The sequence below is a fragment of the Longimicrobium sp. genome, from assembly GCA_036389135.1.
Classification (GTDB): domain Bacteria; phylum Gemmatimonadota; class Gemmatimonadetes; order Longimicrobiales; family Longimicrobiaceae; genus Longimicrobium.
In genome coordinates this window covers 1-13,581 of sequence record DASVQP010000120.1, presented here as the reverse complement: position 1 = coordinate 13,581, position 13,581 = coordinate 1, and the positions used below count along the sequence as shown (strand labels likewise).

At 69.5% G+C, this 13,581-nt stretch carries 12 protein-coding genes and 1 pseudogene; 10 read left to right on the top strand and 3 right to left on the bottom strand.

Annotated elements, in window-relative coordinates; translation table 11 throughout:
* Positions 1-97 precede the first annotated feature (97 nt).
* The 10 genes and pseudogenes from VF584_24360 to VF584_24315 all read left to right on the top strand — a co-directional run bounded on the left by VF584_24360 (position 98) and on the right by VF584_24315 (position 10,795).
* A complete protein-coding gene (locus VF584_24360) occupies positions 98-1,117 on the top strand; it encodes a sigma 54-interacting transcriptional regulator (GenBank protein ID HEX8213330.1) in 1,020 nt (339 codons plus the stop codon).
* A gap of 394 nt (positions 1,118-1,511) precedes the next feature.
* Complete coding sequence (lipA, locus tag VF584_24355; protein HEX8213329.1) at positions 1,512-2,639, top strand: lipoyl synthase; 1,128 nt, start codon at positions 1,512-1,514, stop codon at positions 2,637-2,639.
* 3 nt (positions 2,640-2,642) lie between these two features.
* The gene (locus VF584_24350) at positions 2,643-3,248 is read left to right on the top strand and encodes a Uma2 family endonuclease (protein HEX8213328.1); all 606 of its coding nucleotides are present in this window, start codon (positions 2,643-2,645) and stop codon (positions 3,246-3,248) included.
* Positions 3,245-3,832 (top strand): Uma2 family endonuclease, encoded by a 588-nt coding sequence (locus VF584_24345; GenBank protein HEX8213327.1) that lies wholly within the window; start codon positions 3,245-3,247, stop codon positions 3,830-3,832. The genes VF584_24350 and VF584_24345 overlap by 4 nt, the downstream gene beginning before the upstream one ends.
* 48 nt (positions 3,833-3,880) lie before the next feature.
* Complete coding sequence (gene pdhA / locus VF584_24340) at positions 3,881-5,053, top strand: pyruvate dehydrogenase (acetyl-transferring) E1 component subunit alpha (GenBank protein HEX8213326.1); 1,173 nt, start codon at positions 3,881-3,883, stop codon at positions 5,051-5,053.
* Between the two features lie 44 nt (positions 5,054-5,097).
* Positions 5,098-5,463 carry a four helix bundle protein gene (locus tag VF584_24335; GenBank protein HEX8213325.1) on the top strand — a complete coding sequence of 122 codons (366 nt, stop codon included), beginning with the start codon at positions 5,098-5,100 and terminating at the stop codon, positions 5,461-5,463.
* A 41-nt stretch (positions 5,464-5,504) separates the two neighbouring features.
* Positions 5,505-6,488, top strand: a pseudogene (locus VF584_24330) (pyruvate dehydrogenase complex E1 component subunit beta).
* Between the two features lie 93 nt (positions 6,489-6,581).
* Positions 6,582-7,919 carry a pyruvate dehydrogenase complex dihydrolipoamide acetyltransferase gene (locus VF584_24325; GenBank protein ID HEX8213324.1) on the top strand — a complete coding sequence of 446 codons (1,338 nt, stop codon included), beginning with the start codon at positions 6,582-6,584 and terminating at the stop codon, positions 7,917-7,919.
* Positions 7,920-8,453: 534 nt separating this feature from the next.
* On the top strand, positions 8,454-9,593 hold the full coding sequence (locus tag VF584_24320) for a PPC domain-containing protein (protein HEX8213323.1): 1,140 nt from the start codon (positions 8,454-8,456) through the stop codon (positions 9,591-9,593).
* 59 nt (positions 9,594-9,652) lie between these two features.
* Positions 9,653-10,795 (top strand): hypothetical protein, encoded by a 1,143-nt coding sequence (locus VF584_24315; protein ID HEX8213322.1) that lies wholly within the window; start codon positions 9,653-9,655, stop codon positions 10,793-10,795.
* An 80-nt stretch (positions 10,796-10,875) separates the two neighbouring features.
* Here VF584_24315 and VF584_24310 read toward each other — a convergent pair whose 3' ends face one another.
* The 3 genes from VF584_24310 to nfi form a co-directional block, all read right to left on the bottom strand.
* A complete protein-coding gene (locus VF584_24310; protein ID HEX8213321.1) occupies positions 10,876-11,805 on the bottom strand; it encodes a hypothetical protein in 930 nt (309 codons plus the stop codon).
* Positions 11,802-12,299, bottom strand: coding sequence for a sigma-70 family RNA polymerase sigma factor (locus VF584_24305; protein HEX8213320.1), 498 nt, complete (start codon positions 12,297-12,299; stop codon positions 11,802-11,804). The genes VF584_24310 and VF584_24305 overlap by 4 nt, the downstream gene beginning before the upstream one ends.
* Positions 12,300-12,714: 415 nt before the next feature.
* Positions 12,715-13,416: a deoxyribonuclease V gene (nfi, locus tag VF584_24300; protein ID HEX8213319.1), complete on the bottom strand. Its 702-nt coding sequence runs from the start codon at positions 13,414-13,416 to the stop codon at positions 12,715-12,717.
* Positions 13,417-13,581 lie beyond the last annotated feature (165 nt).

The window sequence follows — 13,581 nt, the reverse complement described above, 5'->3', positions numbered from 1 at the left end:
CTCCCACCTCGCGGCGCAAGGTAAATAAGCCGCAGGGGGCGCGCTTCTTGCCGCCTCGGGGCGCGGCGACCCGCACGGAACACCGGCACGAGGGGCGATGAGCGACGACGGAACCGAAAGCACGGACGGGCTCCTGGCCCTGGGCGGGCAAGCCATCGTGGGAGAAAGTCCACCGATGCGGGACGCGGTGGAGCGAGCCTGCGCCGCGGTGGCGTCTGGAGCATCGGGGGTGATCCTGGCCGGCGAGGCGGGTACGGGAAAGGAGCTGCTGGCGCGCGGCATCCACTACTCCGCGGCGCCGTACGACCCGTTTCTCCCCTTCGACTGCGCCGCCGTTCCCGAGCCTCTCCTGGCGGCGGAGCTTTTCGGCACCCATCCGTCGCTCATGGCCGACGCGCCGCCCCCGCGCCGCGGCCTCATCGAGCTGGCGGGCGCCGGTACGCTGTTCGTCTCCGACGTCACGCGCCTCCCCCTCCCGCTCCAGCAGCGCCTGGCCGCCGCCATCCGCGAGCGCACCATCGTGCGCGAGGGCGGCGACTCGCCGGTGCGGGTGCAGTGCCGCGTGATCGTGGCCGCATCCGCCCCGCCGGAGGTGTCGCTCGAGGCCGGGACGCTGGATGCCGAGCTGCTGGCGGCGCTGTCGCCGGCGCGCGTGGATCTCCCGCCGCTCCGCGACCGTCCCGGCGACATCCGCATCCTGGCCGAGCTCTTCCTCCGCGGCCCCGCCGCCGATCGCGGAATGGAGATGACGCTGGACGAGGAGGCGCTCGCCGCGCTGGAGGCGCACCCCTGGCCGGGCAACGTGCGCGAGCTGAGGCACGTGGTGGAGCGCGCCGCACAGCTCGCCGGCGACGAGGTCATCCGCGCCGAGCACCTGATCGTCCTGCACCGCACCGCGCGCTCGGGCCTCTCCAACACGTCGTCCCCCCCGGCCGCCGTCATCCACATTCCCGCCGAAGGAAAGACGCTGGAGCGGGTGGAGGGCGAGGCCGTGGCGCTCACGCTGGGCCTCACGCGCGGCAACCGCAGCGCCGCCGCCCGCATCCTGGACATCTCGCGGCCCACGCTGGCCCGGAAGCTTCGCGAGCATGGGCTGGGGGAGGGGAACGGGGCGTGAAGTGCGTTGGTGCGGCGGCGAAAGATCTGTCAGCCTGAGCGACGCGCTTCTCCGTCCTCGCTCGTGCGCCGTCGTGTGGCGCGGAGCGAAGGATCTACTGCCCGTGCCGAGGAGGCCGCCATTTACTCGCCGTCCTCTTGCCTCTCCGGCTAGATCCTTCGGTCGCCGCAGGGGTGCGGTGTGCGGCGCGGGCGTGGGATGCGGCGGCTCCCTCAGGATGACAAAGGGCGGGGGTCCGCGCGGCTTTGAGCGCACTTCACGCACCAACGCACTCACGCACTTTCGTTCCCCGTTTGCCCAAATCGGCACAGCGGGGTACAATTGGGGGCTTGGGCGCGCGTCGCCCGGCCTCGCATGACGAGAGAGCGCAAAACGCGAAGGGCGAGAGGGATAGATGAGCGTCGAAGCACCCCAGCAGGGAACCCGCGGGTACGCGCCGCAGGGCAAGGACAACGGGGTCGTAAAGAGCAAGGGGACGGTGAACGTGCCCCTGCTGGAGGGACAGCAGCCGCTGGAGCACCGCGCGCGCAAGCCCGAGTGGCTCAAGGTCCGCGCGCCGGGAAGCCCCAACTACCTGCGCCTCAAGCAGCTCATGCGCGACCAGGGCCTCCACACCGTGTGCGAGGAGGCCCACTGCCCCAACATCGGCGAGTGCTGGGAGAGCGGCACCGCCACCTTCATGATCCTGGGAGACGTGTGCACCCGGGCCTGCAAGTACTGCGCGGTCGCCCACGGCCTCCCCACCGAACTGGACCAGGACGAGCCCCGCCGCGTCGCCGACTCCGTCGTGACGATGGGGCTGGAGCACGCCGTCGTCACCTCGGTGAACCGCGACGAGCTGAAGAACGGCGGCGCCGAGATCTACGCGGAAGTCATTCGCCAGATCCACGCGCGCCAGCCGGGGTGCACCGTCGAGGTGCTCGTCCCTGACTTCAAGGGGAACGAGACGGCGCTGCGCATCGTGGTCGAGGCCGGGCCCGAGATCCTGGCGCACAACATCGACACGGTGGAGCGGCTGTCGAAGCACCTGCGGCCGGGCGGGCGCTACTGGCGCTCCATCTCCATGCTGGGCGCCGTCAAGCGGATGAACCCGCGGCAGCTCACCAAGAGCGCCATCATCCTGGGAATGGGCGAGACGGAGGAGGAGATCTACACGTCGATGCGGGACCTGCGGGACGCGTCGGTGGACGTGCTCACGCTCGGGCAGTACCTGCGCCCCTCGCAGCACCACGTCCCTCTGGACCGCTGGGTGACGCCCGACGAGTTCCGCCACTGGAAGGAGATCGGCGAGCGGGAGCTGGGCTTCGGGCACGTGGAGAGCGGGCCGCTGGTGCGGTCGTCGTACCACGCCAAGGAGCAGGCGCGCACCATTGTGGCGCAGGGCCCCGGCACCATCACCGAGATCCTGGAGGCCGACGTGGACTCCGCCGTCGTCATCGACCCCGCGGAAGCCGCGCTGCGCGCCATCGGCGCCCCGCCGGTGCGCCCCGCCCCCGCGCTCGTGCAGCTCGGGAGCCTGTAGCCCATGCTTCCCGCCGCCGCCCCCACGACCCGCGTCACGCCGGAGGAGTACCTGGCGTTCGAGCGCGCCTCCGAGGCGGCGCACGAGTACGTGGACGGTGCGATCGGTGAGGAGCGTTACTCGTCGCGTGTGCATGGCCTGGTCGCCACCGCTATCATGGTCGCGTTGCACGACGCCCTTCACGGCTCAGACGCCGAGGTGTTCCCGGGAGGCTTCCGCATCCGGGTTCCCTGCGAGCCCAACTACCTGTACTCGGACGCGGTAGCGGTAGACGGGCACGCGGAGACGGAGGATGACCACGACGACTCGCTCCTCAACCCGGCGATCGTCGTGGAAGTGCTCTGGCCCGCGACCGAGGGGTATGATCGGGGACGGAAGTGGCAGCTGTATCGCAAAATCCCGTCGGTGAACCATTTTGTGCTGGTAAGCACGCGCAGAGCACAGGTGGAGTGGTATACCCGGCTGGACGAGCGTCGGTGGCTGTTTCGCGAGGCCGGGGGATTGGATGCGGTGGTCGAGCTCGACCGGCCACGGTGCACCATCCGTCTGGCGGACGTCTACGATCGAGTCGCGGACTTGCTTGCACCCGGTCTGGCGGAGGCCCGATGAGCACCATCACCTATCCGGGTGTATCGCCGGAAGAGTACCTCGTCCGTGAGCGCGCCGCCGAGTACAAGAGTGAGTACTGGGACGGCGAGATCGTGGCGATGTCCGGCGCACCGGAGCCGCACGTAGTCATCACGGGTAACATTTTCGCGGCGCTCCACAACAGGCTGCGTGGGACGGATTGCCGGCCATACATGAGCGACATGCGCGTGCAGTTCGATGCATCGCGCAAAACGGCGTACCCGGATGTGAGCGTGGTCTGCGGAGAGCGGCGGTTCAAGGACCACCGCAACGATGTTCTCCTCAACCCGTCCTTGGTGGTCGAGGTGCTGTCGCCCTCCACCGAGCGGCACGACCGGGGGAAGAAGAAGGACGGCTACCGGCTGATTCCCTCGCTGCGCGAGTACCTGTTCGTAGTGCAGAAGGAGCCGCGCGTGGAGCTGTACCGACGCGAAGAAGACGAGAGCTGGAGCTGCACGGTCTACCAGCGGATGGAGGACGAGGTCCGCTTGGAGTCGCTCGGCTGCACGCTGGCGATGGCCGAGATTTACCAGGACGTGCTCCCGCCCGCTGGGCGCGGGGCTTGATGCCCCCTTACGAACCCGGACATCCGAACGGTTCGCGAGATAGAAACGATGCCTGAGACGAAGACCATGACCGCCCCCGCGCCGCGCGAAGACCAGGCGGCCCCCGCCTCCGAAGCGGCCGAGGCGCAGACGACCCCGAGCGGCGAGCCCGGACCCGACCGCGCCTGGCAGCAGTCGGAGAAGCCCCAGCTGAGCGACGAGGAGCGCATGCAGGGGCTCTCGCCCGAGCAGCTCCGCAAGATGATGTGGGACATGCTCCTGGGGCGCCGCTTCGAGGAGAAGACGGCGGAAAGCTATGCCCTGGGCAAGATCGGGGGCTTCTGCCACCTGTACATCGGGCAGGAGGCGGTGGCGGTGGGCGCCATCCACGCGCTGCGCAAGGACGACTACGTGATGACGGCGTATCGCGAGCACGTCCACGCGCTGCAGTGCGGCATCACCCCCGGCGCCGTGATGGCCGAGCTGTATGGGCGTGCCGACGGGTGCAGCAAGGGGAAGGGCGGCTCCATGCACATGTTCAGCGCCGAGCACAACTACCTGGGCGGCCACGGCATCGTGGGCGGGCAGGTGCCGCTGGCGCTGGGCGTGGCGTGGAAGATCAAGTACCGCCAGGAAGACCGCGTCATGCAGGTGTACCTGGGCGAGGCGGCCGTCAACCAGGGCGCCTTCCACGAGTCGCTGAACATGGCCGCGCTCTGGAAGCTGCCGCTGGTGACCATCGTGGAGAACAACCGCTTCGGCATGGGCACCGCGTGGGAGCGCGCCTCGTCGCTTTACGACATCTCGCAGAAGGCCACCGCCTACGCCATGAACTCGGCCGTGGCCGATGGCATGGACGTGCTGGACATGTACCGCGTGGCCAAGGAAGCCCATGACCGCGCCCGCGCCGGCGAGGGCCCCACGCTGATTGAGGCGCGCACCTACCGCTTCGTGGGCCACTCCATGTCCGACCCCGTCTCCGGCGTGTACCGCACCAAGGAAGATGTGGAGCGCGAGAAGGCCAAGGACCCGATCCGCATCTTCGCCGACCTCCTCTCGCGCACCGGCATCCTGTCGCAGGAGGAGCTGGAGAAGATGGACGCGGAGGTCAAGCAGATCTCCGAGGAAGCCGCCGACTTCGCCGAGAAGTCGCCCGAGCCCGCGGTGGACGAGCTCTACACCGAGATCTACGCCGAAGAAAACGTCAACGGCCGGCTCTACTTCGACATGAGGAATCGGTGAACTGCAGTGCCCAGTGCCTAGTGCCCAGTGCCTAGTGAGCGCGGATGAAAGTCTCGCGCTTCGAGGAGCTGATTGCGTGGCAGAAGGCCAGGGCGCTGTGTGTGCAGGTGTACCGAGTTACGCCGAAGGGTCAATTCGCTAAAGACTTCGGTCTGCGTGACCAGATACAGCGGGCCGCGGTGTCCGTGATGTCGAACATCGCGGAGGGGTTTGATCGGAACAGTCGTCCCGAGTTCGCGCGCTTTTTGACGTTCGCTCGAGGATCGGCGGGCGAGGTCCGGAGCCAGCTGTACCTCGCGGCAGATCTCGGTTATGTCCACCCCGAGGAAGCTGCGGCATTGATAGAAGCGTGCACCGAGGTGACGCGCATCCTCGTCGCGCTGCGCAAATCGCTTGACCGCAGTTACTAGGCACTAGGCACTGGGCACTAGGCACTCTAACTGAAGATGAACGAATGGCAGTGATTACCTATCGCGAGGCGCTCAACCAAGCGCTCGCTGAAGAGATGCAGCGCGATCCCGACGTCTTCCTCATGGGGGAAGAGGTGGGCGTGTACAACGGCGCGTACAAGGTGTCGAAGGGGTTGCTGGAGCAGTTCGGCGAGCTGCGCGTGGTGGACACGCCGATCACCGAGCTCGGGTTCGCGGGGCTGGGGGTGGGCGCGGCGATGACGGGGATCCGGCCGGTGATCGAGTTCATGACGTGGAACTTCGCGATCCTGGCGTTCGACCAGATCTTCAACGCCGCCAGCAAGATGCGCAGCATGAGCGGCGGCCAGTTCAACATCCCCATCACGTTTCGCGGGCCCAGCGGCGCGGCGCTGCAGCTGGGCGCGCAGCACTCGCAGGCGCTGGAGTCGCAGGTGGCCCACTATCCGGGGGTCAAGGTGGTGGTCCCCGGCACCCCGGCCGACGCCAAGGGGCTGCTCAAGGCCGCCATCCGCGACGACGACCCGGTGTGCGTCTTCGAGGGGGAGATGCTGTACAACATCAAGGGCGAGGTGCCCGAGGATGACGACTTCATCATCCCGCTGGGCGTGGCGGACCTGAAGCGCGAGGGGAGCGACGTCTCCATCATCACGCACGGCAAGATGATCCACGTGGCGCTCCAGGCGGCGGCGCAGCTGGAGAAGGATGGCATCCAGGCCGACGTGCTGGACCTGCGCTCACTGCGCCCGCTGGACACCGAGTCGATCATGCGCACCGTCGCCAAGACGAACCGCGTGGTGCTGCTGGAGGAAGGGTGGCCGTTCGGCGGCATCACGACCACGGTGGCCGCGCTGATCCAGGAAGAGGCCTTCGACGAGCTGGACGCCCCCATCCTCCGCGTAACGCAGGCCGACGTGCCGATGCCGTACGCCAAGGCGATGGAGCGCGCCGCCAAGCCGAGCGCGGAGATGGTGGTGGAGAAGGTGAACCGGGTGCTGTACCGATAGTGCCAAGTGCTAAGTGCCAGGTGCTGAGTGAACACATCGCTGTTCAGCACTTGGCACTTAGGACTTAGGACTTTCTTTCAACGGAAGCTCGAAATGGCCACGAAAGTCTACATGGAAGCCCTCTCCCCCACGATGGAGGAAGGGCGGATCAGCACCTGGCTCAAGAACGAGGGCGACGAGGTCAAGGAAGGCGACGTCCTTGCCGAGGTCGAGACCGACAAGGCGACGATGGAGCTGGTGGCGCGCGGCTCCGGCGTCCTGCGCAAGCGCATGATCGGCGACGGCGACACGGCCAACGTAGGCGTGGTGATCGCCGTCATCGGCGCGGCGGACGAGGACGTCTCGGCGCTCACCGGCGGCGGCGACGCGCCGGCGGCACCCGCAAAGGCTCCCGAAGCCGCCGCGCCCGCACCGGCCGCTCCAGCGCCTGCGGCTCAGCAGGCGGAAGAGGTTCCGGCTCAGCCGGCCGCTCCCGCCACTCCGGCCCCCGCCGCACAGGCCGAGAGCGGCGCGCCCGCGGGCGGTGGCGACGGGCGGGTGAAGGCGTCGCCGCTGGCCCGGCGCATGGCGGCCGATGCCGGTGTAGACGTCGGTTCCATGCGCGGCAGCGGCCCCGGCGGCCGCATCATCCGCCGCGACGTGGAGGCGGCGATGCAGGCGGGCGGCGCCCAGCAGCAGCCGGCCCAGCCGCAGGCCGCGGCTCCGGCGCCGCAGCCCCAGGCCGCAGCTTCGCAGCCGGCGGCGGGTGGGCGCGACGTGCCGGTGTCGCAGATGCGGAAGGCCATCGCCAAGCGGCTTTCGATGTCCAGCGGCCCGGTCCCGCACTTCTACCTCACCGTCGAGATCGACATGGGCGAGGCCATGAAGATGCGGGGCCGCATCAACGAGCGCTTCGCCGCCGACGGGGTGAAGGTGTCCCCCAACGACCTGGTGATCCGCGCGGTGGCCGGGGCGCTGCGCAGGCACCCGTGGGTCAACGCGTCGTGGCAGGGCGACACCATCCGCATGAACGACCGCGTCAACATCGGCGTGGCGGTGGCGGTGGAGGAGGGGCTCATCACCCCCGTGATCTTCGATGCCGACCGCAAGGGCGTGGCGGAGATCAGCCGCGAGGTGAAGGAGCTTGCCGGGCGCGCCCGCGAGAAGAAGCTGAAGCCGGAGGAGTACACCGGCTCCACCTTCTCCATCTCCAACCTGGGGATGTTCGGGATCGAGGAGTTCACCGCGGTGCTCAACCCGCCGGAGGCCGCGATCATGGCCATCGGCGCCTCGGTGGACAAGGTCGTAGCCGTCGACGGCGAGATGCAGATCCGTCCGCGGATGCGCGTCACCCTCACCTGCGACCACCGCGTGATCGATGGGGCCACCGGCGCGGAGTTCCTCCGCACCTTCAAGAGCTACCTCGAAGACCCCATGCTGATGATCGCGTAGCCGGCGCATCATCCGCACATCCACCACGCCCCGGACAGCTTCGGCCGTTCGGGGCGTGGTTCGTTTGCGCAGGCGGCGCGCAATACCGCTTGTCATCCTGAGAGAGCCGCCCCGCGGATGCCGGGGGTCGCACTCTGGACTCCTGCGGCGACCGAAGGATCTAGCCGGAGCCGCCGGGAACGGCACGTCACGCCCGGCCCCTCGTCACGCGCAGTAGATCCTTTGCTCCGCGCCAAATCACGGAGCGGAGGCGAGGACGCAGAAGCGCGTCGCTCAGGATGACAGAAATGGGGATGCCGCGTTTCTCAAGCCGCCTTCAGCCGGCTTCCCGTGGTTTCAGCCGGGGGCTTCAGCCCCCGGTGCAGTCGTTCCAGCCGAGAGATTCATCCCGCGGCGGTGCCGGCAGCCGGAGAGAAGCCTTTTCTTTCTTCCCCTGGGCGCTAGATTGGCGAAAGCTGCGGCGGGATTCCGTGGCACACCCACCGCCGTCCGGGCACCTCCGCCCCGCCCGACCTCACCACGATCCCCCGAACGATGCTCAGAACTTCGTTGCTGGCAGCAGGGGCCGTCCTGGTCCTCGCGCTTCCGCTGCACGCCCAGGCCCCCATCCGCGTAGGTCAGACGGTGCGCGGCGAGCTCTCCGCCACCGACCCCACGGCGGGCGACGACTCGCACTACGACCTGTATACCTTTCGCGCCCGCCAGGGCGAGCGCGTGACCTTCACCCTGCGCTCCTCCGCGTTCGATGCCTACCTGGCGGTCGGGCGCATGGAAGGCGGCGAGTTCGACGAGATCGAGAGCGACGACGATGGCGCGGGCGACACCGATGCACGCCTCGCGATCACCTTTCCGGCGGACGGCGACTACATCGTCCGCGCCAACTCGCTCAGCGGGGGGGAGACGGGCGCCTACACCCTGACCGTCGAAGCGGGGGGCGAGGAGGAGGACGACGAGGACGCGCCCACCCCCGCCGCCGTCGCCGCGCCGATCCGCACGGGGCAGACGGTGAGCGGAGCGCTGGCCGCATCCGACCCGAAGATGGCCGACGGCTCGTACTTTGACCACTTCCGCTTCACCGGCCGGCGGGGCGAGCAGGTGGAGGTGGTGATGCGGTCCACCGCCTTCGACTCGCACCTGTCGGTGGGGCAGCTCGACGGCACCGAGCTCAACGTCCTGGAGATGGACGACGACGGGGCGGGCGGGAACGACGCGCGCGTGCGCCTGACGCTGCCGGAAAACGGCGACTACGTCATCCGCGCCAACTCCGTCAGCGGCGGCGAGACGGGCGCGTACACCATCGCCCTGCGCCCCTACACGCCGCCGCCGGCACCGCGGCCGCAGGCGATCCGCGCCGGCCAGACCGTCAACGGCCAGCTTTCCGACAGCGATGCTCAGGCGGACGACGACTCCTACTACGACGCCTTCGTGTACGAGGGACGCGCGGGCGAGCGGCTGCGCATCACCATGCGATCGACGGACTTCGACGCCTTCCTCTCCGTCGGGCAGGGGACGGGGGAGAGCTTCGAGTCCATCCAGACCGACGACGACCAAGGCGGCGGCACCGACGCCAGGATCGAGATCACCCTTCCGCGCGCCGGCACGTACGTGATCCGCGCGAACACCCTCACCGGTGGCGAGACGGGGGCGTACACCCTGATCGTCGAGCGGCTGTGACCCTTCCCCGACCGGCGGCCCCGATGGCCGCCACCCACTTCCCCCGGAACGAGAAGACGATGAACGCGATTCGATGTGGCGCCGTGGCGGCGCTCCTCCTGGCGGGCGCGGCGGCTCCCGCGGTGGCGCAGGCCAACCACCCCGCCATCCGCCCGGGGCAGACGGTCAACGGCACGCTGGCGGAGGCCGATCCCACCCCCACCGAGCGGGGCCGCTTCAAGGTGTACCGCTTCGAAGCCGCGGCGGGGCGCCCCTACGTCATCACCATGCGCTCCAAGGACTTCGACGCGTACCTGCGCGTGGCGCGCAACGTGGGCGGCATCACCGACGTCCTCAAGGAAGACGACGATCACGGCGGCGAGACCGACGCGCGCATCCGCTTCACCCCCAAAGACGCCGGCACGTACCTGCTGGTGGCGCAGTCGCTGGACCCGGAGAAGACGGGCGCCTTCACGCTCAGCCTGGCGGACGCCCCGCGCACCTCCACCGGCGCACCCCGACCCATCCGCATCGGAGAGACGGTGACCGGCTCGCTCGCCGAGACCGACGCCATACTGGAGGACGACGACACCTTCTACGACAGCTACATCCTCACCGGCCGCCCGGGGCAGCGCCTGTCGATCGAGATGAAGTCCGACTCCTTCGACACCTTTCTGAACCTGGGCCGGATGACGGGCGGCGAGTTCGTCTCCAAGTCCACGGACGATGATGGCGCGGGCGAGGGCACCAACTCGCGGATGCGGGTGACGCTGGACGAGGCGGGCGAGTACGTGTTGCGCGCCAACTCGGTGGGGAGCGACACCGGGCCGTACACCCTGATGGTGACCGAGCGCCCGGCGAGCCGCCCCGCCACCCCGCAGGCGCTGCGCCCCGAGACGGACGCCGAGGGCGCGCTGGAGGACGGCGACGCCGAGGCCGACGACGGCGCGCTGTACGACTACTGGAGCTTCCGCGGCAGCAAGGACGCGCCGATGACCTTCACCATGTCGTCCGACGCCTTCGACACGGTGGTGGCTGTGGGGCGGATGGTGAACGGCCGCTTCGAGGAGATCTCCAGCAACGACGACGGCCCGGACGGCACCAACTCGCACCTGGAAGTCACCCTCCCGGAGGACGGCGACTACGTGGTGCGCGCCAGCTCCCTGGGCGCGGGCGGCGTCGGCGCGTACAAGCTGCGGATGAGCAGCACGCGCAGCCGGTAAGGCCCCCTCCCCCGCTCGTCACCTCGCTGCCCCCTTCCCCCAAACTACCCGGGGGAGGGGGCGGCTTGCATTCGCGGGGACTAGTTGTGGTCCTTGTCCGCGGACGAGGGCTCGGCGCTCGCCTGCAGGGGGATCGTCCAGATCCAGTCGGTCTTGGACTTGGAGACGGGGATCAGCGTCTCCGGCCCGTCGCCCACCTGCACGCGCAGCACCCGGAAGTACACGGGCACGGTGAGCATGTAGTGCGCGCGGGAGCTCGCCCGGTTCTGCACCCGGACGCCGCCCTCCACCGGCACGATCCGCTCGCCGCGATGTCCGCTCGTGACCTGCGCGGTGGCATCCTCCACGTCGCGCAGCCAGAGCGTGGCCGTGCCGCCTCGCTGCAGCGTCTCGAAGCGAATCGTCACTTCCGGGCCGCTGGGGGTGAACTTCACCGGCGCGGTGGTCCCGGGCGGCACGGTGCGGCGCGACTGCACCTGCACGCGCTCCCGCGGCGTGGCGGCCGGGCGCTGCGTGCGCACACCTTCCACGGGCGGCGGCGCGGCGGCGGTAGGCGGGGGCGGCTCGTCGCCGTCCAGCATGCGCAGGACGCCCGCCAGCACCGGTCCGGGGTTGTCGCCGGCCACCGCCTCCACCCGGTCGGAGACCCAGGCGCGGCCGGGCTGCGTGGACAACGCCCCCAGCAGCCCCAGCATGAAGAGGGCGGCCGCGCGCAGCAGCACCCTGCCGCTGAGCGGGCCGGTGGCCGAGCTGCGCAGGCGGGCGCGGTCCATGGCGGCCAGCGCCACGGCCCGCTTTCCGGAATCGGGCAGCTGCACCGGCAGCTCGCCGATCAGCGCGCTGACGGTGGCGGAGCGCCGCTCCAGCTCGGCGAGCTGCGCGGCGCAGGCGGTGCACTGCGCCAGGTGGTGCCGCGCGTGCCGCAGCGCTTCGCGGTCGAGCTGCCGGTCCAGGTATCGAAGCAGGTCCGTCTCACCCAGATGGGTGCGCGGACCGATCACAAAGCTCATCGAAGGCTCTCGGTTGAGGGAGAGAGCTCCGCGGAAAGTTTCTTGAGCGCGCGTGCCAGCATGGTTCCCACCGACCCGGTGGTGGTCCCCACCGCGTCGGCGATCTCGTGATGCGCGAAGCCTTCCTCGCGCATCAGCAGCACGGTGCGCTCCTTCCACGAAAGACGGTCCAGCGCGGCCCTCACCAGGCGCCGGCGTTCCTCACTCTCGGTAGCCGCGTCCGGCGCCGGGCCCATGTCGCCCACGGGCGCCCTCTCGGGCGTCGCGCGGAGCAGCGTGAGCCAGCGCGCACGGGCGCGGGCGGTGTCGCGTACCACGTTGGTGGCCACCGCGTACAGCCAGGCCCGCACGTGGCGGTCCTGCGGTGGCCGCTCCACCAGGCGTACGAACGCTTCCTGCGCCGCGTCCGCCGCCAGGTCCGGGTCGCCCGTCAGGCGCACCAGGTAGCGGTACAGCCCGTCGTAGTGCTCCAGGAAGAGCTTCGTGGGATTCAACGGCTCTTCCTCGTCGTACATCGGAGGCAAGATGGCTACGGGCTCTGAATTGTCGGGGTGGAACGCGCCGGGCCGGCGGATTCTGACCGGAGGTGCGGCAGGAAGGGTGCCGGGAGGATATTGCGCGGGGGCGGGGGGCGGAAGGGAGTGCGTTAGTGCGTTGGTGCGTGGTGCAGCGGGCCCCCTCCCCCCGGCCCCCTCCCACGCCTGCGGGGGCGCAGGGCGGAGAGGGGGAGAACTCCGTGAGCGCTGCACTGATCCATCACGGGCGTGCACCACAACCGGCCACGAACGAGACGGCTTCAGCCGTCTTCGCGTGGTTCCAGCCGGGGGATTCATCCCCCGGCGATGCCGCGCCGGTGCCCCGCTCCCCGGAACCTGCGAAGGCAGGTTTCCCGCGGTTGTTGCAGCGGTTTCAACCGCCGGGCCCGCTGTCCGCCCGCCTTATCTCGTTCACCAGGCGGTGGCTGCGGCGGGTGGTCTCCGGCTCGCGGTACCTGGGCGAGACGGAGAGGACGATGCGCACGGCCGTCTCGACGTCCATGAGGTGGCCGGGAGAGACGTACACGGGCTTGACGCCGTCGCGGGTGCGCAGGGCCACCCCGACGGTCTCGCCCTGGTGCACGAGCGGGGCGGTGGATCCGCGCGCCCACCCCGGCTCGTCGTGCCCGCCCACCAGGATGGACTTGGCGCAGCCGATGGTGGGGACGTCCCACAGCAGCCCGCCGTGGCACGCGATGCCGAAGCGGCGGGGGTGCGCGAGCCCCTGCCCGTCGAAGATCACCACGTCGGGCTTCATCCGCAGCTTCCGGAAGGCGTCGTCCAGCGGGGGAAGCTCGCGGAAGGAGAGGTAGCCGGGGATGTACGGCATCTGGAGCGTGGCGGCGGAGCTCGCTTCCTCCACCGTCGCCAGCGTGGCGGCGTCCAGCGTCACGATCCCCGCGTAGCCGCGCTTCGCGAACTTCTCCATCGAGACGTCCGCGCCGGCGATGGTGCGCGGGCGGAAGTCCGGCGGCGCGCGCAGCTCGATGCGCTCGCGCAGGGCAAGCTGCAGCTCGCGCGCCTGCGCTACGGTGAGGCCCCAGCCGTGGCCGAGCGGGTTCGCGGAATCGGTCATGGGTTTCGATTCCTCAAAAAAAGCGCCTCACACAGTAGGCGTTCGACAGTGAAAGCTACACGCGAGAGACGGAATTGGCGCCATTGCTGGACTTTCGTATCCAAAATCGTTGGATTCACCGAAAACATGTTGTACATGGATTTCTACTCCGCCTTGACTTCGCAG